We start from the raw sequence: 19,574 nt of genomic DNA on the forward strand, positions 1-19,574 counted from the left end.
ATCTGCCTGTGAACGAGCCCCTGCTCGAGCTGCGCGGCCTCGACACCGACATCGCGCTGCGGCGCGGCGCCGTGCACGCCCTCGACGGCGTCAGTCTCCAGGTGCTTCCCGGCGAGACGCTCGGCGTGGTCGGCGAGTCCGGCAGCGGCAAGACGATGACCGCGCTGTCGGTGATGGGCCTGCTGCCGCACGGTGGCCGGGTCACCGGCGGCGAGATCCTCTTCGAGGGACGCGACCTGCGGACGCTGCCTCCCGATGACGTTCGCCGGATCCGTGGCGTACGCATGGGAATGGTCTTCCAGGACCCGCTCACCTCGCTCAACCCGACCATGCGCATCGGCACCCAGGTCGCCGAACCGCTGCGCGTGCACTTCGGCACCGGCAAGGCCGAGGCTCGGGAACGCGCGATCGACATGCTGCGCCGGGTCGGCATGCCCCGCCCCGACCGGATCGCCGACAACTACCCGCACGAGCTGTCCGGCGGCATGCGGCAGCGGGTGGCGATCGCGATGGCCCTGATCTGCTCGCCGCGGCTGCTGATCGCCGACGAGCCGACCACCGCGCTCGACGTCACCACCCAGCGGCAGATCCTCGAACTGATCGACGACCTGCGCGCGGAGTTCGGGATGGCGGTCATCCTGGTCACCCACGACCTGGGGGTGATCGCGGGCCGCGCCGACCGGGTCGCCGTCATGTACGCCGGGCGGGTGGTCGAGACGGCCGCGACCAGCTCACTGTTCCACTCCCCCAAACACCGCTACACCGAGGCGTTGCTGGAGTCGCTGCCCGAGGAGGCTCGCGGCGAACGCCTCTACAGCATTCCCGGCCTGCCGCCCGACCTGTCCCAGCCGATGACCGGCTGCCGTTTCGCGCCCCGCTGCCGGCATGTGACCGACGCTTGTCGCCTGTCTGAGATCCCGCTGTCCGGTGCCGAGCACCAGTTCGCCTGCATCCACCCGGCCTCCGGTCGCGCCGCCGCGGGCGTACCGCTGCCTTCGCCCGCGCGCTCCTTCTCGGACGCCCCTGTTCTGTCGGTCCGCGACCTGGTCAAGAACTACCCCGTGCGCCGTGGTGGCGGCCAGGTCAGCGCCGTCGCCGGCGTCTCCTTCGACGTCGCCCCCGGCGAAACCTTCGGCCTGGTCGGCGAATCCGGCTGCGGCAAGTCCACGGTGGGCCGGCTCGCCGTCGGCCTGGAACGCCCGAGCGCCGGTCAGATCGTTCTCGAGGGTACGGACATCGCCGCGCTGACCGGCCGCGAACGCCGCCGCATGCACCGCGAGGTGCAGCTGATGTTCCAGGACAGCTACGCCGCCATGAACCCGCGGATGCGCGTCGACGCCATCCTGGCCGAACCCCTGGAGATCCAGAAGGTCGGCGACCGCCGCGCCCGCATCGCCACCCTCCTCGACCAGGTGGGCCTGTCCCGCCAGGTCCTGGAGCGCTACCCGCACGAGTTCTCCGGCGGCCAGCTCCAGCGCATCGGCCTGGCCCGGGCCCTGGCCCTGCACCCCCGCCTGATCGTCGGCGACGAGCCGGTGAGCGCCCTCGACGTGTCGATCCAGGCCCAGGTCCTCAACCTCATGCGCGACCTGCAGAAAGACCTCGGGCTGGCGTACGTCTTCATCAGCCACGACCTGTCCGTCGTCGACTACATGGCCGACCGCATCGGCGTCATGTACCTGGGCAAGCTGGTCGAGGTCGGCCCCGCCCGCGACGTGGTGCGTTCCGCCCGCCACCCGTACACGCAGGCCCTGATCGACGCCGTGCCGACCATCTCGTCGGCGAAACGCGAGCGGATCGCCATCGAGGGTGAGCTGCCCAGCGCCATCGACCCGCCGTCGGGCTGCCGCTTCCGCACCCGCTGCCCCCGCGCAGCCGCGCTCTGCGAGACCGAGCCCCCTTTGACCGGCGACACCCATCAGGTGGCCTGCCACTTCCCCCTGCGCCAGCCCCCGCCCGCGACCAGCGCCGCCTGAGATCAATCGTCACCGAACCGCCAGCCGTCGGGCGGGAGCCGGTCGTCCGGCCAGTCGGTCACCGACGGGGGCGGGTCGACCCACGTCACCGTCCGGAGGGGCGCCCACCTCCGGCGATACACGTCACGGAGCGTCGTCAGCCCCCAGATCACCAGGAACGGCCAGAGAAGGAAGCCGGCGATGCTCATCCAGGTCTGCGCCGTGGACATCGTGTCGGCGACCCCGTGGAGATGCCGGCCGACCAGCAGCAGAGGGCCCGGGCCGACCAGCGGCACGATCAGCCACCAGAAGGCGTACGTCCGCAGGATCTCCGCCGCCCGCGGACGCGACTCGCCGTCGATCTGATAGCGCCCGAGAACGATGTAGCTGTGCCGGGCCGCGTCCAGCGGATCCAGGGGGTGTTCGCTCAGGTAGTAGCGGGTGAGCGGAAAGACCGGCAGGTACAGGGCCAGCAGCCACCGGGTCGCGAAGCACCGGCCGCTGCCGTCGACCCGGGTGAAACCGCGCAGGCCCGAACCGAAGCCGTTGTACGTCGTCAGCACCGGCTGGCCCGTGACCTCCCACACCCTGTCGACCACAGGACGATGCTATCGACGGGCGTACATCCGGCCTCCGAGCCGATGTATCGGCCGCGTCAGGCCGGGCTCCTGATGCCGAGTCAGCGCCGGCGGGCATGGCCGGGCGGTGACGCGGGGGTCAGGAAGCGGACAGGACGTCGATGACGAAGCGCAGGGTGCCGGCCGGTTGGCCGCCGGTCGGGTTGTCGCCGTAGGCCAGGTCGGCCGGGATGTCGAGTTGGACCCGGCTGCCCACCGGGACGCCGATCAGGCCCTGGTCCCAGCCCGGGATGACCTTGCCGGCGCCGGCCTGGAAGCTGAACGGCTCGGAGCGGCTCCAGGACGAGTCGAACTCCTTGCCGTCGGCGTAGGTGACGCCGACGTAGTTCACGTTGATCGACTGGCCGGCCGCGACCGCCGCGCCCGTGCCCTTGATGAGGGTCTTCGTGGTGAGCTTGGCGACCTTGCCGGCGCCCTTGGTCACGGCCGGCTTCTTGCTCAGGGCCGGGTCGGCGCCCGCGGGCAGCGGCGGGAAGGCCGCGGCGGGGGCGGTGCTCGCCTCCACACTGGAGCTCGCGCTCGGGGCGGCGGCCTGGTCGGGGTCCGACGACGAGCGGCCGATCCACACGGCCAGTCCGACCACGAGGGCCAGCACGGCCACCGCCGCGCCGACGACGGTCAGCGTGCGGTTGCGCTTCTGCCTCGCCCGGGCGCGGGCCTTGGCCGCCTTGGCCTCGGCGCGCTTCTCGGCCTTCGTCTTGAGGGGCGGACCGGTGAGGGGCGGACCAATGGCGGCACGCTTGCCGGCCGCGCTGCCGCGGCTCGTCACGGAATCAGGCACGAGCCGACAATACTTGCCCTCGACGCGTGCGTCAGTGCAGGTGCGATCCGCCGTTGACGTCGATCGTCGCCCCGGTCAGGTAGGCGGCGTCCGGCGAGGCGAGGAAGACCACGGCGCCGGCCACGTCGGCGGGGGTGGCGAGGCGGCCGACCAGCGTGGTGGCGGCCAGTTCGGTCTTGCGCTCCTCGGTCATGGCGCCCTGCGTGATGTCGGTGTCGACCATGCTCGGCGCGACCGCGTTGACCGTGATGCCCTGGCCCTCCACCTCGCGGGCCAGGGTTCTGGTCAGGCCGAGGATCGCGGCCTTGCTGGCCGAGTAGGCGGTGGCGCCGAAGACACCGCCGCCGCGCTGGCCGGACACCGAGGACATGGTGATGATCCGGCCGTACCCGCGCTCTCGCAGGCCGGGCAGCACCGCCTGGGTGACCAGGAAGGTTCCGCGTACGTTGACCGCGAAGATCTTCTCCCACTCGTCCAGGGTGATGTTCTCGAAGCGGGTCGGCGAGGAGATGCCGGCGATGGTGGCGAGCACGGTGACCGGCGGCAGCGCGTCCTCGGCGGCCCGGACCGCGGCGAGGACCGAGGCCTGGTCGGTGACGTCGGCGTGGGCCGCGAAGACGGCTGGGCTGCCGGCGTTCCCGGCCTGGGCGGCGGTGTCGGCGGCGCCGTCAGCGTCGATGTCCAGGACGCCGACCGCGTAGCCCAGGGCGGCGAACCGCAGCGCGGTGGCGCGCCCGATGCCGCGCTTCGAGCCGCCGCCGGTGATCAGGATCGTGGGAGTCATCGCGTACCTCCGAGGGTGTTGTCATGGTATCTGCGATGCGGCCGGCGCCAGGGAGCGGCTACCGTGCCGCCATGCTGGATGCGCACGAGCGGTTCGTGGCCTCGGGGCCGCTGCGGATCTGGACCGAGCGGGCCGGTGATCCGGGGCTGCCCGCGGTGCTGATGGTCATGGGGTCGGGCGCTCAGGGTGTCTTCTGCCCGGATGCGCTGGTCGGCCGGCTGGTCGAGCGTGGCGTTCAGGTGATCCGGTTCGATCACCGGGACACCGGGCGCTCCAGCGTGGTCGACTTCGACGCTCACCCGTACACGATCGGGGATCTGGCTCGCGACTGCCTGGCCGTGCTGGACGGCTATGGACTGGATTCCGCGCATGTGGCGGGGACGTCCCTGGGCGGGATGATCGCGCAGTGGCTGGGGGTGCACGCGCCGGACCGGGTCCGGTCGTTGACGGTGATGTCCAGCTCGCCGATGGGTCACGACCCGCGGCCGGCGTGGACGCGGGCGCTGGCCGGGGAGCCGGCCGACCCGGCTGACCTGCCGCCGCCGTCGCCCGCGCTTCTCGCGCATCAGGCCGCCGGGCTGCCGCCGGGTCCGGAGACCGACGTGGCCCTGTTCCGGGTCTTCACCGGGCCGGTCCGGCCGTTCGACGAGCCGGCCGCGCGGGCGACGCTCGAGCTGGCCCGGTCGCGGGCCACCGACCCGGCGGCCGCGGCCAACCACAACCGGGCCGCCTGGACGGATGATCCGAGTCTGCTCGCCCCGCTGTCGTCGATCACCGCGCCGACCTCGATCGTGCACGGCGACCAGGATCCGGTCTATCCGCTCGGCCACGGCGAGGCCCTGGCCGCCGCGATCCCGGGGGCGGAACTGCACGTCGTACCCGGAATGGGCCATGCCTTCACCTCCCCCGGCCTCCCCGAGGAGGTCGCCAAGGTGATCCGGCTATGACAGGGTGGCGAAGACGACGATGTTGTCCCGGTAGTGGCCGGCGCGGTCGTCGAAGTCGCCACCGCAGGTGATCAGGCGCAGGCCGGCGTGGTCGATGGCGCCGTAGACGGCGTCGGTCGGGAACCGGTCCTTGGCGTACCGGGCGGTCTTCGTCACCGAGAACGTGGCGGTGCTGCCGTCCTGCCGGGCGATGGTGACGATGTCGCCGGCGGCGAGCGTGGCCAGGCGGGCGAAGGTTCCCGGCCGCCGGTGGAAGTCGACGTGTCCGGCCATGACGGCCGGGCCGAGCGAGCCGGGCGTGGGCGCCTTGGTGTACCAGCCGACCGTCGCCGCGTCGCCGGGCACCTGCATGGTGCCGTCGGCGTTCTGGCCCAGGCCGATCACCGGCACGGACACCTTGATCGCCGGGATGGTCAGGCGGGCCGGCGGCGAGGTCGCCATCAGCGGGCCGCGGGTGAGCCGGTCGGGCGTCGCCGGTCGGGCCGGCTCCGGAGCGGTGGCCGGCGGCGCGGTTTCCGGCGGCTCCACGGGGGTACGGCGCACGGCCGCCACCACGAGCAGCGAGCCGGTGAGGGCCAGGACGGCGACGGCCGCCCGCACCGCATATCGGGTGCGGCGGCCGCCGGTCCGCGGCGAGGAGTCGCCGTTTCCCATCGACGATCAGCCCCGGTCGCGCAGCTCACGCGGGAGCGCGAAGGCACGCCGGCGGGTGAGGACGAAGGCGCCGAGCGCGAGCAGCAGGGCGAGCCCGCCGAAGCCGTACAGCCGCGCCGTGGTGCCGCGGCTGCTGCCGTCACCGGTGGCGACCCCGCCGGCCGGGACGGAACCCGCGGCGGCGCCGGAGACCATGCCGCACACGGCCGGGTCGGTGGCCTCCTCGGGGATGCCCTTCAGGCCGGCCGACTTGGCCAGGGTGGATTCGCCGAGGCCGTCGAGGTCGTACTTGCCGTTGTTGTTGGCGTCGATGCCGTGCTCGACGACGTGCAGGTCCTTGAGGTGGTCGATGGTGCCGGCGGGCAGGTCGGCGCCGGGGATGGTGCGGTCGTAGGCCAGGGCCCCCTTGGCGTCGGCGGTGGGCATCCGGTCCACGGCCAGGCCGCTGGCCTTGCTGGTGTCGCCCTTGGTGGTCAGCGAGACGAAGATGTCGCCGTACATCGGCAGACCCTCCTCGGTGCTGACGAAACCGTTGCCGTCGGCGTCGGCGGACATGTCCGGGCAGTGGAAGTCGGTGCCGTTGGTGGCGCCGTGCAGATGCTGGGCGTGTGGCGAGTTCGGGACCATCCCCTTCGTACGGATGGAGATCTTGAGGTCGCCGTTGTCCATGGCGGTCAGGGTGGCCGTGCCCGAGGCGCCCGACTTGTTCAGCGGGTCGAGCTGGACGTGCACGCTCTCGGCGGCGAGGGCCGCGGACGGCACGGCGAACAGGAGGGCCGCGGCGGCGGGGATGACGAGCAGGGTTCGGCGCAATCTCACGAGATGCTCCTTGATCGAGGTGTTTACTGCGGGTCGTTACTGGGGGGATGGGACCGACCAGGTCGGTGCGGCCTGGCCGGGGGTACGCACGGAGCTGACGATCGCCCGTTCGACGGCGGTGGCGGCGGCCCAGTCGGCGTCGCTGGTCGTCCAGGACACCTCGATCGGGCGGCGCCCGCCGGCCTGCACCAGGTAGCGGTGCGCGTGCCGCCTGGCGCCGGCCGGCGGCTGCCAGGTGTACTCCCAGTCGGCTCCCCCGCCGGTCACCAGCAGGACGCCCATGCTGATCCGGCGGTACCCGGGCAGCTCACCGGCGTCGGACGCGGCCCGTTCGGCGGCCTGCCAGTGCTCCAGCGGGCCGACGGCCAGCGGCTTGATCGGCTGGACGGTGGCGGCGCGTACGCCGTTCGGGGCGCGGTAACAGGTCTCGCCGTCCTTCTGCGAGCGGGTCCACCCGGCGGGGACCCGGATCTCGATCCCGGGCGCCGCGGAGGGTTCCGGGGAGAAGTCGGCGCACGGGCCGGTCGGGGCCGCCGCGGTGGCTCTTTGCGGCGTCGGCCCCTCCGGCCGGAAAGCCATCGCGGCCCCCGTGCCGGCCACGACCACCACGGCGGCGGCCGCGGCGACGAGGACCCGCCGGCGGCGCGGCGGCGACGGCACGGCCTGCGACTGCTCGCCCGGTTCGGCGATCGAGCCGGCCGGGGCGACCGCCGCGGCCCGGAAGCGCACCGGGACGGGTTCCTCGGCGACCAGGCGCAGGGCCACCTGCACCTCGGCCACGGGTGGGCGCAGGTCGGGGTCCTTCTCCAGCAGCAGCCCGATCAGCGGCGACAGCGGTCCCTCGTGCCGCATCGGGTCGGGCTGCGCCCCGGCGATCGCGGTCAGCGAGGCGGCCACATTCGCGCGGCGGAACGGCGGCCGGCCCTCGACCATGGCGTACAGAGTCGCTCCCAGCGACCACAGATCACCCTCGACGCTGGCCGTGCCGTCGGTCAGCTGCTCCGGCGCGACGTAGTAGGGCGAACCGAGCACCGACAGGGCGCCGTCGACGCGTTCGGTGTCGAGCGCGGCCAGCCCGAAGTCGGTGAGCATGACCCGGTCGTCGGTGGCCAGCAGGATGTTGTGCGGCTTGACGTCCCGGTGCACGACACCGGCGCGGTGCGCGGCCCCGAGCGCGTCCAGGACGGCCAGGCCGATCCGGGCGGCCTCCGGGTGCTCCAGGCGGCCCTCCTGCTCGAGCCGGGCGTGCAACGAGACCGACTCGACGAACTCCATCACGATCCACGAGCTCCCGGTGGTCCGGACGACGTCGTAGACCCGGACCACCCCCGGGTGCTCCAGCCGGGCCGCCGCCCGGGCCTCGCTCATCGCCCGGAGCGCGGCGGTGCGCCGGCCCGGGACGGGCAGCCCGCGGGGCGCGACGAGTTCCTTGACGGCCACCTGCCGGTCCAGCACCTCGTCGTGCGCACGCCACACCCGGCCCATGCCGCCGGCCCCGACGACCGCGATCAGGCGGTAACGCCCCAGGACCAACAGCGGGCCCGGGGTACGGGCGGCGCCGACATCACGTTCCGACATGAGAGTGATTCGGAGCCACTCCTGCGCCGGATGGTGATCAATATCTTCGGACGTCGACCGGCCCGCAGAGGTCAGTCCAGGAAGGTCACGGTCTCGGACAGCGGGGCGCGGCGGATGCGCGGAGGCGCCCAGGCCGGGTCCGCGAACCCGATGGACAGGCCGCAGACCAGCGTCCGGTGAGGCGGTGGGGCGATCACCTCGGCGACGCTGCGGTGGTACCCGGCCCAGATCTCCTGGGCGCAGCTGTGCGGTCCCTCGGCCCGCAGGAGCAGCATCACCGTCTGCAGGTGGATGCCGATGTCCGCCCACCGCGGCGCCGGCATGTCCCGGTCGAGGTAGCAGAACAACGCCGTGCCGGCGCCGAAGCAGTTCCAGTTCTCGGCCCGGATCCGCGCCCGGCCCGCGACATCCCCGCGCGCGACGCCCCGTGAGCCGTAGATGCCTTCGCCCAGCGCCGCCATCCGGTCGAGGTAGGGCGGACACAGCTCGGGCGGAAGGTTCGCGAACTCGCGACCGTCACCGGAGTCGCCGGCCGCGGCCCGCCCGGCGACGGCCTTCTTCAGCCGGGCCAGCGGCTCCCCGGACAGCACGTAGACACTGCCCGGCTGCAGGTTGCTGCCCGACGGGGCCTGCACGGCCGCCGTCAGCACCCGTTCCAGGGCCTCGCGCGGGACCGGCCGATCGGTGAACCGGCGGATCGACTGCCGGGTCCGTACCGCGCTGTAGACGTCCATCAGCCCCGCTCTCGTCATGCCGCCCACGATAGGAACGAGCGCGCCGGGCCACCTCCCTCCGCGGAGGGAACACCGAGCGGCCGGAAGTCGGCGGCGGCGGGCCGCATAATGGCGGGATGGTGACAACGGTGGATTCCGGGCCTCGGCGGGTGAGTCGCCGGGTGCGCGTGAACGCGCCCGCGGCGGAGATCTTCGCGCTGGTGGCCGACCCGCATCGGCATGCCGAGCTGGACGGCTCGGGCACGGTGCGGGACGTTCCGGTGAAGGGACCTCACGCGCTGAAGCAGGGCGACCGGTTCACCGTGGGCATGAAGCAGTACGGGTTGCCGTACTCGATCACCTCGGTGGTGACCGCGCTCGAGCCCGACCGCCTGGTCGAGTGGCGACATCCGCTCGGGCATCGCTGGCGCTGGGAGCTGGCCTCGCCCGAGCCGGGCGTCACCGAGGTCACCGAGACGTTCGACTATTCGACGTCCCGCTCGCCGAAGGTGATGGAGCTGCTGGGGTTCCCGGCGAAGAACGCGCAGGGCATCAGCGGGACGCTCGAGGCGCTGGCCGCGCGTTACGCCGCGACCGCGTAGACGACCACCGAGTCGCGGTAGTGGCCGCGGCGGCGGTCGAGGTCGCCGCCGCAGGTGATGAGCCGCAGGGCGGGACGGCCCACCGGACCGTAGACGGCGCCGGTCGGGAAGCTCGTCTTGCGGTACTGCCTGGTGGCGGCGACGGTGAACACGGCGGTGCTCCGGTCGGCGCGGCGCACCGTGATCGTGTCGCCGGCCGTCAGGGTGCCCAGCCGGTAGAAGACGGCCGGCCCGTAACGTGTGGTGTCGACGTGGCCGACGATCACCGCCGGCCCGTCCTCCCCCGGCGTGGGCAGATGGCGATACCAGCCGGCCGGCGCGTCCTTCGTCAGCGGCGGCACCTCCATCGTCCCGTCGCGTTCGACGCCGAGCGCCATGACACCGGTGTCCACCCCGATGGCCGGGATGGCCAGGCGTACCGGCACGGATCGGGGCAACGCCTCGCGCTCTTTCGCCGGTCCGCGCTCCTCCGCGGCAGAGAGCCGGCCCGTGGCCGCCTTCACCGGGCCGAACGGTGGCGGGCGCGGATCGGTCAGCCCGGCGGCGAGCAGGTTGGCGCCGGAGACGGCCAGGATGAACGCCAGCAGAGCCGTGCCCGAGCTCCGGTCGAACAGGATCATCCCGCCGACCGGCGCAACGCCGTCAGCCCGACCCCACCGGCGACCGCCAGCAGCGCGCCACCCAGGACGATCAGCCGCATCGACCCGTCACCACCCGGCCCTCCACCGGCGGCCGGCGCCCCCGAAGGCACCACCGTGGCCACCGGCTTCCCGGGCGGCGAGGTCGGCGGCGATTCCGGTGGCGAGGCCGCCGGCGAGGCCGGTGGCGGGTCGACCGGTGTCGGGCTCGACGGCGAGCCGGTCACCGGCGGGTAGCTGAACGACGGCGACGACGCCGGACCGCCCGCCGGAGTGGTCCCGTTCCCGCAGAACGCGAGCAGCCCCAACAGCAGGAGCAGCAACAGCACAAGAGCGGCGACAACAATCAAGATCCGCCAGGTACGCCCGGAGCGCGCCGCCGCGGCCGGCGGCTGATCACCGTACTGAGTCATGGTCCGGCTCTTCTCACGAGCGTGATGGTGGAGCGACCGTACCGGCGAACCTCGCGGCCTCGACCCTCAGTGACCGGAAGCCGACCGTGGACCACCCGCCCGGGGTGACGGTGTCAGACCGGTTTGACGCGGCGACCGGCCTGCCACACCTGGCGGATCCGGGCCGGGTCGGCCAGCACCGCGATGTCGTCCAGCGGGTTGTCGTCCAGGATCAGCAGGTCGGCGTCGTACCCGGCCTCGAGCCGGCCCGATCGCGGCGCCTGCGGACCCAGGGTGGCCGGGGCGTTGGCGGTGGCCGTCTCGATCGCTTCGAGCGGCGTGAAGCCGGCCTTCACCAGCAGGGTCAGCTCCTCGCCGTGCCGGCCCCAGTCACCCGCGCCGATGTCGGTGCCCATCGCGACCGTCACGCCGGTCTGGTGGGCCAGGGCGACCGCTTCGGCGTGACGTTCCACCACCGCGAGCATCTTCGGCCGGGCGTACGGCGGGAGCCGGTCGATGTCGGCCACCGCGGAGGCGATGACGAATTGGGTGGGCACCAGGATCGCGCCGGTCTCGCGCATCGCGGCCGCGCATTCCTCGTCGAGGTACGTGCCGTGCTCGATGGTGCGTACGCCGGCCTCCAGGGCGGCGATCATGCCGGGCTTGCCGTGGCAGTGCGCGGCCACCGCCCGCTCGGCCAGACCCGCCACCTCGACCAGGACCCGCAGCTCGGCCGCGGTGAACTGCTGGTGGATCGGATGGTCGACCTCGGACATGACGCCGCCGGAGGCACAGATCTTGATCACCTTGGCGTTGCGCCGCAGCTGTTCGCGGACCACCCGGGCGCAGCCGGACTCGCCGTCGGCGACGCGGAGCTCGTTCGACGCCGCTCCGTAGTCGTGCACCCAGGGCAGCGGATAGCTGTGCAGGTCGACGTGGCCGCCGGTGGGTGAGATCGCGGCCCCGGCGGCGTGGATGGCCGGGCCGGGCACCGTCCCCTCGGCCACCGCCGCCGTCATGTCGAGGCCGAGGCCGCCCAGCTCGCGGATGCTGGTCACGCCGGCGTCCAGCGCCGCCCGCAGGCCCGCGACGCCGCGCGCGGCCCGCAGGGCGACCGGCTCGCGCGGGAGCATCGCCAGGTCGGGCACGAGCTGACCGAGCAGATGCACGTGGCAGTCCCACAGCCCGGGCATGACGACCTCGGCCCGGACCTCCTCGGCGTCGCCGGCCACCGGGGCTTCCGCGGCCGGGCCGGCGTAGGCGATCGTCGGGCCGTCGAGCAGGACGACGGCGTCGCTGACCGGAGCGCCCCGCCCCGGGATCATCAGATTGGCGTGAATCCGTTGCATGGTCCCCACCATAGGAGTGCTCGCGCCGGCCGGGCCGACCGGGCATCATGGACCTGGTGCCGATGTGCCGGCCGGAGCGGGGGTAGCGGTGACCGAGTCGAGCGCGTGGGTGCCGGAGGGTGTGGACATCACCGTGCCGAACGCGTCGCGGGTGTACGACTACGCGCTGGGCGGGGTGCACAACTTCCAGGTCGACCGCGCTTTCTACACGCAGGCCGAGAAGGTCATGCCGCAGGTGCGGGTGATGGCGCAGGCGAACCGCGCGTTCCTGGGCCGGGCGGTGCGATGGCTGAGCGCGGCCGGTGTCCGCCAGTTCCTCGATCTCGGCTCGGGGATCCCGACGCTGGGCAACGTGCACGAGGTGGCCCAGGAGGTCGACCCGGCGACCCGGGTGGTCTATGTCGACATCGACCCGGTCGCGGTGGAACAGAGCAACAGCCTGCTCAAGGCTAACCGGTACGCCACCGCGATCCGCGGCGACCTGCGTGACCCCGGGGCGATCCTGCGAGATCCGCGGCTGCTGGAGTCCCTCGACTTCGCCGAGCCGGTGGCGGTCCTGATGGTCGCCGTGCTGCATTTCATCTCCGACCGGGACGACCCGGCGTCGATCATCCGCGAGTTCGGCGCGGTGCTGACGCCGGGGAGCTTCCTGGCGATCTCGCACGGCACCCTGGAGACCACCGAGGCGGCCCGCGCCCAGCAGGAGGCGGTCCGGAAGCTGTACGAGCAGACCCCCACACCGTTCGTCGTCCGGGACGCGGACCAGGTGGCCGGGCTGCTCGGGGAGTCCTTCGCGTTGCAGCCGCCCGGGGTGGTCAACATCGATCAATGGCATCCCGACGACGACGAGGACGCCGACAACGCGCCGGTGGCGCTGCTGGCCGCGCTGGGCCGTCGCCGCTGACCGCGGTGGCGCGTGAGCCGTCCACGGTGCACAGTGGGTGGCGGCATCGGACCGGAGGACGGCATCATGACGCGTACGGGCTCGCATGGCGCCGATGAGCCGGCGCTCGACGCGGTGGCTCGGCAGTGGCTCCGTCAGGTGGCTGAGCAGGGGTTCGTGCCGCGCCGAGACCACGCCCGGGCCGTTCTGCGCGGGCTGCTGCGCCAACTGGTGACCGCCGCCCGGGCCGACCCCTTCGACGCCACCGCGGCCCGGCCGGTCGGTGACGCCCTGGTCGAGGCGCGGATGGCGTCCCCGCACGTCCTGGCCGTGAGCCTTCCCCTGCTGGCCGCACGGCTGCCCGCCCTGCTCGGCGCCGGCGAACCGGCCGCGCGGGCGCGGGTCCAGCCCCTGCTGGGAGAGTTCGCCGCCGGGTTCACCGCCGCCCTGCGTGACACCGCGATGCTGGCCGCCGAAGAGCTGGCCCGCTCGGAGCGGGTCGCCTGGCGCGACGAGCAGCACCGCCTGCAGGACCGCCTGCAGCACGCCCGGCTGTACGACGTGGTCACCGGGCTGCCGAACCGGGTCAACCTGCGGGAACACCTGCGCGCCACGATCGCCGCGGCCCGGCCCGGCGCGCGCATCGGGATCTGCCTGCTGCGCATCGACGACTTCGACAACCTCAACGACGCCCTGGGCCACCAGGCGGGCGACGACCTGCTGCACACCATCGGCCTGCGCCTGCGGGAAGTCGTCGCCGGCGCCGCGCCCGCTCTGCTCGCCCACCTCGGCGGGGAGCAGTTCGCCGTGGCCGTCACGGACACCAGCGGGCCCGACGAGATGATCAAGATCTCCCGGCTGGCCCGGCACGCCATCAGTGACGCACGGCTGCCGTGGATCGACGGCTACCAGCTACGGCTGCGGACCACGGCCGGCATCGTGGAGGACCACTGCGCCGGCACCGCCCCCGACGACTGGCTGCGCAACGCGCACATCGCCCTGGCCTGGACCCATCCCGGCCACCGCCCGCACGCCGTGTTCGACCCGGCCCGCGCCACCCGGGACCTGCGCCGTCACCGGCTCGCCGCGGCCATGCCGGCCGCCCTGGAACGCGGCGAGTTCGTGCCCCACTACCAGCCGATGTACGCCCTCGCCGACCACACCGTGGTCGCCGTCGAAGCGCTCGCCCGCTGGCAACCCGACGGCCGTACGGCCCCGGCCGGCCCGCAGGAGTTCATCACGCTCGCCGAGCAGACCGGCCTGATCCGGCCGCTCGGCCAGTCCCTGCTCGGTCAGGCCTGCCGGCACGGCAGCGCCTGGCACGCCGCGGGCAACCGGCTCCTGATCAGCGTCAACCTCTCCCCGCTGCAGCTGGCCGACCCGGCCCTGCTCGCCACCATCGACGAGATCCTCGACCGCACCGGGCTGCCGGCCGCCGCCCTTCAGCTCGAGATCACCGAGAGCACCGCCATCGACGGCCCCAACCAGATCCTCGATCACCTAGCCGGCCGCGGCATCCACCTGGCGATCGACGACTTCGGGACCGGTCACGCCAACCTGGCCGCGCTGTCCCACCTGCCCATCGCCACCGTCAAACTCGCGCGCGAGCTGGTCACCGGCCTCAACGACACCGGCAACTCCGCGGCCACCGCGGTCGTCCACCGCACCATCCAGCTCTGCCACGACCTCGACCTGACCGTCACCGCCGAGGGCATCGAGACCGGCACGCAACACGCCACCCTGAAGGCCCTCGGCTGCGACTACGGCCAGGGATTCCTGCTCGCCCGGCCGACCGGCGCGCCGGCCATCGCGGCCCTTCTGCACGCCGGCTCTGCGTCGCCGCCGGGAAGCGGGACGCGCCCGCGATCCTTGCCCGACCCACGTCACCGGATCTGACCATCCCGGTCGGGGCGTGACGATGCGGTACACCGTGGGCCACCGCTGCCGAGGATCCAGAAGTGCCCGCCCTCGAGGAACCCGGCCAAGACCACACCACCTCCGCCGGGACCAGCTCCCCTGGAGACCGCCATCACCACCCTGGCGAGCACCCCGGTCCACTCGGAGCGCATGGATCAGCGGTTCCAGACGATCGCCAAGCTCACCACCGAGCGCGTGGCCGCGGCGAGATATGGGTCGGTGACCGCACACCGCGGCCGCGGTGATCCGCCGGCGATGAGGCCGAGCCGAGCGAGGGCCCGTTGCGAGGCCGCGGTCGAATCGGTATATCCGGGCAGCTGAGGGGTAGCCGAGGCTCAACACCATCTCGAGTCCGGAGGACATCTTGCCGCAAGACACCGTATCCCGATCTCTGCACGACGTCGGCCTGGCCGCTTGGTTCGGTGGCACCCTGGCCAACGCCGTCTCACTCAACCCCGCCGCCGCGGAAGCGGACACTGCCAACGGCACCGGCCGTGTGGCCAACACCGGCTGGAACAAGTGGACCCCGGTCAACGCCGCCGCGATCGGCGCCCACCTGGCCGGCAGCGTCGGCGAGCTCATCGGTAACCGGTCCCGACTGGTCGCCCAGCGCGGCGCCGGCGCGACCGCGCTGGCCAAGACCGGTCTGACCGTGGCCGCCCTGGCGGCGACCGGATACAGCCGGCTGCTCGGCCGGAAGGTCGCCAAGGACAATTCGGTACCCGCGCTGGCCGGCACCGAGGCCGCCGCGAGCACCCCGGAGGATGTCGCCAAGGCGCAGAAGAAGCTCTCCGTGATGCAGTGGATCGTGCCCGCGCTGACCGGAGCGCTGATCGTCGTCAGCTCCCTGGCCGGCGAGCAGCAGCGGCCCACAGCGGTGAAGAAGGGCATTCTGGCCCGGTTCACCCGCTAACACGTGTAAACACGAGTCCACCGCGGTGTCTTCGAGGCGTACGACGACCTCGGGGCCGCGGCGGATGGAACGTCTTGATCTCAGGAACGAGGCCGGATGAGCGCCGAGGAGAACACTTACGTACGCGATCAGAACGCACGCGTCGATCCCCTGTTCACCATCGGCGCGGTGACGGTCGCCGGTTTGCGCGAGATCATCACCGACCTGCCCGACGACGCAGTCGTGGTCGTGGCCCGCCCGGACCGGGACGGTGCGGATTGCTCACCGCTGGCCGACGCGCAGCCATGCTGGTACCTCCCCCGTTCCGGTGAGCACCTCCCGATCGGACGCGACGGCGAAGGCAACGTCCACGAACCAGGCCCCGACGACCTGTATGCCGTCCTGCTCCAACCGGCCGCCTGACCCGCCGGTGCGCCGGCACCTGACGAAGAAGGCGTTCAACCCGCGGACCTCGCCAAACGCCGAGCCGGCCAACACCCGAGCCCCCTTTCGTTTAGCGCATCGACCGAAGGGCATGCGACGGCAAAGACCGGCGGTGCTGGTCCTCGACCGGGTCGGCGGGTTCCCGCAACTGCCCGTCAGCAGCGACGACGCCACCACCGGCGCCATCATCGCCCTGGTCCTCGCCCTGATCGCCGCGTTGATCGGGGCCATCCTCGGTGGTCTGGCCGGCATGCGGTTCCACCGCAAGGTCGACCGGGCCGGACTCAGCCGCTGAACGAGCTGCCGCCGATCGACCGTGCCCCCGCAGGTGATCAGGACCCGCCGGGGCGCGGCGTCGGCCCGGTAGAGGCCGGCGGGCGAAGCGCGTCGGCCGGCGTCCACCGAGCTTTCCGACGCGGCCGACCGCCTGTCCACCGCGGCGCCCGCCGTCGTCGATCTGGCCGACGATCAGGTCGTCACTGGGGTTCGGCGCCGGGCTTGTTGACGACGGCGCGTTCGAGGACCGCGGTCGTGGCGGTGAGCATGCCGGCCTTGCCGACCTTCGTGTCACGCACCAGGTAGGAACGTTCGCCCAGGTATTCGTACGACTGGGGGTCGAAGATCCACTCCGTACGCTCGCCCAGGGTGTCGGTCCGGCCGACCGCCACCCCGTGCCGGCCCGCCGCGTCGACGGAGTCCTTGACCAGCACCACGCCGGGGATCTCGGCGGCGGTGCGGTAGAGCGCCGCGGCCAGCGAGGGCGGCAGGATGCTCTCGCGCAGCGCCTCGCCGATGTAGTCGAAGGCGACGTCGTCCGGGTCGTCGCCCTGGCCCTTGGTCTCGGCGTAGATCTTGCGCAGCAGCGCGCCGGGTTCGGTCGGCATCTCCGCGTACGAGCTGTTGGTCCGCGCGCCCTCCAGGCCGAACGTCTCGCCGCGCTCGCGGATCAGGCCCTTGCTGCCCGCGGTGGCCGGCAGCCAGATCTCCCGGCTGTGCACCTTGTCGAGCTTCTGCGGGTCTTCGCCGGCGCTCTGCGAGCCGTCACTGGAGTCGAACGGCTCCGCGAAGACCAGCCACGCCACCTTGCTGCGGACGTAGACGAACTGGCCCGAGCCGACCGAGGTGGCCGGGCGGGCGCCGGCGGCGAGCGCGAGCCGGTCGAACATCGCGCGGGCCTCCTTGGCGTTGCCGGGGTCGATGGCCACGATCGGGGCGGCCACGGTTTCCTCCGGGCCGCGGTCGGTCGCGCGGTTCACGGCGACGACGGTGATCAGCGCGATGGCCATCGTGGCGGCGGCGACCGGCACGGCGATCATCGGCCAGCGGCGCCGGGCCGGCTGCGGGCGTACCTCGGTGATGGTTTGCATGAACGCGTCCTTGAGCTCGCGATGGCGGTCGTCGGGCAGGTCGGGAACCTCCGGCGCCGGGAGCAGCTCGGGTCGGGGCGTGTCGTTCATCGGTTTCCCTCCTGAAGCGACCGGGCCGCGGGAGTGCGGCCACCTGGTTCCTGTCCGCGGCGCGGAGCGAGTTCCCGTTCCGTGAGGTCGCGTAGTCGCGTGCGGGCTCGCGACAACCGGGACCGAACAGTTCCGATGGGTACGCCCAGAGCTTCGGCCGCCTGCGCGTAGTCGAGCCCGGACCACACGCAGAGCGCGAACACCTCCCGTTCGGCCGGCTTCAGCCGCCGCAACGCCGCCACCGCGGCGGCCAGCCGCTCGGCGTCGCGCATCCGGTCGACCACCTCGTCGGCGAAGTCGGGCACGGTCTCACTGCGCATCCGATCCATCGCGGCACTGTGCCGGCGGCCGGCCCGGCGGGTGTTGCGCAGCACGTTGGTGGCGATGCCGAACAGCCACGGCAGCACGCTGTCGCCGTCCGGGTGGACGGTCTCCCGGAGCCGCCAGGCCTCGAGGAACGTCAGCGAGACGACGTCTTCGGCGGTGCTCCAGGAGCCGGTCGTCCGCAGCGCGTGCCGATGGACGTCGCGGGCGTGGTCGTCGAAGACCTGCCCGAACGCCTCGGCGTCGCCGTCCCGGAGCCGTGCGCGGAGAATGCGATACACACCTGTTCCTGTCCTCTTGACGACGCGAGTTCCGGTGACGGCCATCACACCGTACGCTGGGCGCGGAGCTGATGACCTTGATCCTGGTTCTTCATCCGCGGGCGACCCGTGACCCGGTGGTGCAGGTGTGGATCGGCGTGTTCGGCGCCACCGTGCCGCTGGCTCTGCGATGGCAGCTGAACGGCGCCGACGCGACCCCCGTGCCCGTCCGGGCGTTGTCCGGCGCGCGGCCCTCGGCCGCCGGGCCGCGGGCGTTCACCGGCGTGTACGAGTTCCGCACCGGGATCACTCCCGACACCACCTACACCGTCCGGGTCAGCGACTCGGGCACCACCTTCTCCGACGTCCTGACCCTCCGCACGTTGCCGGCCGCGGTGCCGGCGGGCGGCGGGTTCGAGGCGTTCAACGTGCTGCTGGCGTCGTGCTTCTACCGGCACGAGGACAAGCGGGGCTTCGCCGGCGACCTGGTCCGCGGCCTGCCGCCGGTCCACCGCCCCGACCTGACGCTGCTCATGGGCGATCAGGTGTATCTCGACCTGCCGGCGCTGCGGAACTTCCACACCGGTCAGGCCGAGCTGGCGGCGAAGTTCGAGGAGGACTACGTCGCGAACTGGGGCGGGCCGGGCGGCTACGCCGAGATCCTGCACTCGGCGCCGGCCGCGTCCATCCCGGACGATCACGAGTACTGGAACAACGCGCCGCACGGCAGCCCGACCGCCTTCCAGAGCCTGATCCCCGGCTTCCGGGACCACTGGTACACCGCGGCCAGGCAGATGTACGAGGCCTTCCAGCTCAGCACGCCCGGCGGGTATCGCCCGTTGCTGGAGCTCGACGTACCCCCGTTGTCGTTCTTCCTGATGGACAACCGCACGTTCCGCGACCGTGACCGCCGATCGACGCTGCCACCCGGCGGCCTGGCGCAGTTCGAGGCCTGGGCGCGGCGGGTCGGGGACGAGGGCCGCTTCGGGGTGGTCGTGACCGGCCAGTCGCTGCTGCAGGGCGCGGCCGGCTGGCTGAAGGGCACGTTCGGCGATCGCGGGCTGGCCGACTACGGCGACCATCCGGCCATCATGCGGACGATCACCGGCCTGGCCCGCCGCGGCCGTCCCGTCCTGTGCCTGACCGGGGACGTCCACTACGGCCGGGTCGTGCTCGCCGAGGAGATCGGCAACCCCGGGGCCAAGGTGTACGAGGTGATCTCGTCGCCGGTGTCCCTGGTGACGACGCCCGGGCTGGACCAGCTGGCGGCCGTGCGGCGGCAACGCGACGATCCCTGGTACCGGCACCGGGCCGCCGCCGCGCCCCCGGCGACCATCCAGGTCGACGGCGCGCCCAAGCTGGCCACGTCCACGATCTACCCGCGCGCGGGCGAGAAGGGCAACCACCTCACCCAGCTGGCCTTCCGGCAGTCCGGGTTCGGCCTGGAGCTGCTGATCACCTACTGGATGGCCGCCACCGACGGCGCTGCGTCCGTACGCCATGACCTTGATCCCATCCGCCTGTCACCCACCTTCTGAGGGGCCACC

General features: G+C 72.7%; 21 protein-coding genes. 9 read left to right on the top strand and 12 right to left on the bottom strand.

From position 1 onward, the window contains the following. The first annotated feature begins 2 nt into the window (after positions 1-2). Positions 3-1,976, top strand: a complete 1,974-nt coding sequence (locus AB0O15_RS13430; protein WP_364318147.1) for an ABC transporter ATP-binding protein — start codon at positions 3-5, stop codon at positions 1,974-1,976. 2 nt (positions 1,977-1,978) lie between these two features. Here AB0O15_RS13430 and AB0O15_RS13435 read toward each other — a convergent pair whose 3' ends face one another. The 3 genes from AB0O15_RS13435 to AB0O15_RS13445 form a co-directional block, all read right to left on the bottom strand. Beyond that, positions 1,979-2,554, bottom strand: a complete 576-nt coding sequence (locus tag AB0O15_RS13435; RefSeq protein WP_364317991.1) for a hypothetical protein — start codon at positions 2,552-2,554, stop codon at positions 1,979-1,981. 118 nt (positions 2,555-2,672) lie between these two features. After that, positions 2,673-3,374 (bottom strand): FKBP-type peptidyl-prolyl cis-trans isomerase, encoded by a 702-nt coding sequence (locus AB0O15_RS13440; RefSeq protein WP_364317992.1) that lies wholly within the window; start codon positions 3,372-3,374, stop codon positions 2,673-2,675. A 31-nt stretch (positions 3,375-3,405) separates the two neighbouring features. Further along, positions 3,406-4,158: an SDR family NAD(P)-dependent oxidoreductase gene (locus AB0O15_RS13445; RefSeq protein WP_364317993.1), complete on the bottom strand. Its 753-nt coding sequence runs from the start codon at positions 4,156-4,158 to the stop codon at positions 3,406-3,408. Positions 4,159-4,229: 71 nt separating this feature from the next. Here AB0O15_RS13445 and AB0O15_RS13450 point away from each other — a divergent pair, with 71 nt between their 5' ends. Beyond that, on the top strand, positions 4,230-5,105 hold the full coding sequence (locus AB0O15_RS13450; RefSeq protein ID WP_364317994.1) for an alpha/beta fold hydrolase: 876 nt from the start codon (positions 4,230-4,232) through the stop codon (positions 5,103-5,105). On the opposite strand, the gene AB0O15_RS13455 is transcribed toward AB0O15_RS13450, so the two are convergent. The 4 genes from AB0O15_RS13455 to AB0O15_RS13470 form a co-directional block, all read right to left on the bottom strand. Continuing rightward, positions 5,100-5,759 carry a class F sortase gene (locus AB0O15_RS13455; protein WP_364317995.1) on the bottom strand — a complete coding sequence of 220 codons (660 nt, stop codon included), beginning with the start codon at positions 5,757-5,759 and terminating at the stop codon, positions 5,100-5,102. The two genes, AB0O15_RS13450 and AB0O15_RS13455, sit on opposite strands and share 6 nt — an antisense overlap. Before the next feature lie 6 nt (positions 5,760-5,765). Beyond that, a complete protein-coding gene (locus AB0O15_RS13460) occupies positions 5,766-6,578 on the bottom strand; it encodes a hypothetical protein (RefSeq protein ID WP_364317996.1) in 813 nt (270 codons plus the stop codon). A gap of 36 nt (positions 6,579-6,614) precedes the next feature. After that, positions 6,615-8,156 carry a protein kinase gene (locus AB0O15_RS13465; RefSeq protein ID WP_364317997.1) on the bottom strand — a complete coding sequence of 514 codons (1,542 nt, stop codon included), beginning with the start codon at positions 8,154-8,156 and terminating at the stop codon, positions 6,615-6,617. Between the two features lie 71 nt (positions 8,157-8,227). Beyond that, positions 8,228-8,908 carry a nitroreductase gene (locus AB0O15_RS13470; protein WP_364317998.1) on the bottom strand — a complete coding sequence of 227 codons (681 nt, stop codon included), beginning with the start codon at positions 8,906-8,908 and terminating at the stop codon, positions 8,228-8,230. A gap of 110 nt (positions 8,909-9,018) precedes the next feature. Between AB0O15_RS13470 and AB0O15_RS13475 the strand changes: the two genes are divergently transcribed. Next, entirely contained in the window at positions 9,019-9,471 is a 453-nt protein-coding gene (locus AB0O15_RS13475) for an SRPBCC family protein (RefSeq protein WP_364317999.1), read from the top strand. Here the strand turns inward: AB0O15_RS13475 and AB0O15_RS13480 are convergent. The 3 genes from AB0O15_RS13480 to AB0O15_RS13490 all read right to left on the bottom strand — a co-directional run bounded on the left by AB0O15_RS13480 (position 9,453) and on the right by AB0O15_RS13490 (position 11,850). After that, positions 9,453-10,091, bottom strand: a complete 639-nt coding sequence (locus tag AB0O15_RS13480; protein ID WP_364318000.1) for a class F sortase — start codon at positions 10,089-10,091, stop codon at positions 9,453-9,455. The genes AB0O15_RS13475 and AB0O15_RS13480 overlap by 19 nt on opposite strands. Beyond that, positions 10,088-10,522: a hypothetical protein gene (locus AB0O15_RS13485; RefSeq protein WP_364318001.1), complete on the bottom strand. Its 435-nt coding sequence runs from the start codon at positions 10,520-10,522 to the stop codon at positions 10,088-10,090. The genes AB0O15_RS13480 and AB0O15_RS13485 overlap by 4 nt, the downstream gene beginning before the upstream one ends. 113 nt (positions 10,523-10,635) lie before the next feature. After that, positions 10,636-11,850, bottom strand: a complete 1,215-nt coding sequence (locus AB0O15_RS13490) for an amidohydrolase family protein (protein WP_364318002.1) — start codon at positions 11,848-11,850, stop codon at positions 10,636-10,638. Positions 11,851-11,938: 88 nt separating this feature from the next. On the opposite strand from AB0O15_RS13490, the gene AB0O15_RS13495 reads away from it, so the two are divergent. The 5 genes from AB0O15_RS13495 to AB0O15_RS13515 all read left to right on the top strand — a co-directional run bounded on the left by AB0O15_RS13495 (position 11,939) and on the right by AB0O15_RS13515 (position 16,281). Further along, a complete protein-coding gene (locus AB0O15_RS13495) occupies positions 11,939-12,754 on the top strand; it encodes an SAM-dependent methyltransferase (protein ID WP_364318003.1) in 816 nt (271 codons plus the stop codon). Positions 12,755-12,820: 66 nt separating this feature from the next. Further along, positions 12,821-14,629 carry a bifunctional diguanylate cyclase/phosphodiesterase gene (locus tag AB0O15_RS13500; protein WP_364318004.1) on the top strand — a complete coding sequence of 603 codons (1,809 nt, stop codon included), beginning with the start codon at positions 12,821-12,823 and terminating at the stop codon, positions 14,627-14,629. A 385-nt stretch (positions 14,630-15,014) separates the two neighbouring features. Then, positions 15,015-15,563 (top strand): hypothetical protein, encoded by a 549-nt coding sequence (locus tag AB0O15_RS13505; protein ID WP_364318005.1) that lies wholly within the window; start codon positions 15,015-15,017, stop codon positions 15,561-15,563. 96 nt (positions 15,564-15,659) lie between these two features. Continuing rightward, entirely contained in the window at positions 15,660-15,965 is a 306-nt protein-coding gene (locus tag AB0O15_RS13510) for a hypothetical protein (RefSeq protein ID WP_364318006.1), read from the top strand. A gap of 112 nt (positions 15,966-16,077) precedes the next feature. Continuing rightward, entirely contained in the window at positions 16,078-16,281 is a 204-nt protein-coding gene (locus AB0O15_RS13515; RefSeq protein WP_364318007.1) for a hypothetical protein, read from the top strand. 181 nt (positions 16,282-16,462) lie between these two features. Here the strand turns inward: AB0O15_RS13515 and AB0O15_RS13520 are convergent, their stop codons facing one another. Together AB0O15_RS13520 and AB0O15_RS13525 are read right to left on the bottom strand one after the other, a co-directional pair. Then, complete coding sequence (locus AB0O15_RS13520) at positions 16,463-17,443, bottom strand: CU044_5270 family protein (RefSeq protein ID WP_364318008.1); 981 nt, start codon at positions 17,441-17,443, stop codon at positions 16,463-16,465. After that, a complete protein-coding gene (locus AB0O15_RS13525; RefSeq protein WP_364318009.1) occupies positions 17,440-18,048 on the bottom strand; it encodes an RNA polymerase sigma factor in 609 nt (202 codons plus the stop codon). Before AB0O15_RS13525 ends, AB0O15_RS13520 begins: the two co-directional genes overlap by 4 nt. Positions 18,049-18,119: 71 nt before the next feature. On the opposite strand from AB0O15_RS13525, the gene AB0O15_RS13530 reads away from it, so the two are divergent. After that, entirely contained in the window at positions 18,120-19,565 is a 1,446-nt protein-coding gene (locus AB0O15_RS13530; RefSeq protein WP_364318010.1) for a metallophosphoesterase family protein, read from the top strand. Positions 19,566-19,574 lie beyond the last annotated feature (9 nt).

The sequence above is a fragment of the Actinoplanes sp. NPDC089786 genome (genome assembly GCF_040684855.1).
GTDB lineage: Bacteria > Actinomycetota > Actinomycetes > Mycobacteriales > Micromonosporaceae > Actinoplanes.

Bases quoted from the DNA above. Each gene is read 5' to 3' on its own strand.
- AB0O15_RS13445 (WP_364317993.1), bottom strand. From the start codon at position 4,158: ATGACTCCCACGATCCTGATCACCGGCGGCGGCTCGAAGCGCGGCATC.
- AB0O15_RS13450 (WP_364317994.1), top strand. From the start codon at position 4,230: ATGCTGGATGCGCACGAGCGGTTCGTGGCCTCGGGGCCGCTGCGGATC.
- AB0O15_RS13455 (WP_364317995.1), bottom strand. From the start codon at position 5,759: ATGGGAAACGGCGACTCCTCGCCGCGGACCGGCGGCCGCCGCACCCGA.
- AB0O15_RS13465 (WP_364317997.1), bottom strand. From the start codon at position 8,156: ATGTCGGAACGTGATGTCGGCGCCGCCCGTACCCCGGGCCCGCTGTTG.
- AB0O15_RS13470 (WP_364317998.1), bottom strand. From the start codon at position 8,908: ATGACGAGAGCGGGGCTGATGGACGTCTACAGCGCGGTACGGACCCGG.
- AB0O15_RS13480 (WP_364318000.1), bottom strand. From the start codon at position 10,091: ATGATCCTGTTCGACCGGAGCTCGGGCACGGCTCTGCTGGCGTTCATC.
- AB0O15_RS13485 (WP_364318001.1), bottom strand. From the start codon at position 10,522: ATGACTCAGTACGGTGATCAGCCGCCGGCCGCGGCGGCGCGCTCCGGG.
- AB0O15_RS13490 (WP_364318002.1), bottom strand. From the start codon at position 11,850: ATGCAACGGATTCACGCCAATCTGATGATCCCGGGGCGGGGCGCTCCG.
- AB0O15_RS13500 (WP_364318004.1), top strand. From the start codon at position 12,821: ATGACGCGTACGGGCTCGCATGGCGCCGATGAGCCGGCGCTCGACGCG.
- AB0O15_RS13510 (WP_364318006.1), top strand. From the start codon at position 15,660: ATGAGCGCCGAGGAGAACACTTACGTACGCGATCAGAACGCACGCGTC.
- AB0O15_RS13515 (WP_364318007.1), top strand. From the start codon at position 16,078: ATGCGACGGCAAAGACCGGCGGTGCTGGTCCTCGACCGGGTCGGCGGG.
- AB0O15_RS13520 (WP_364318008.1), bottom strand. From the start codon at position 17,443: ATGAACGACACGCCCCGACCCGAGCTGCTCCCGGCGCCGGAGGTTCCC.
- AB0O15_RS13530 (WP_364318010.1), top strand. From the start codon at position 18,120: ATGACCTTGATCCTGGTTCTTCATCCGCGGGCGACCCGTGACCCGGTG.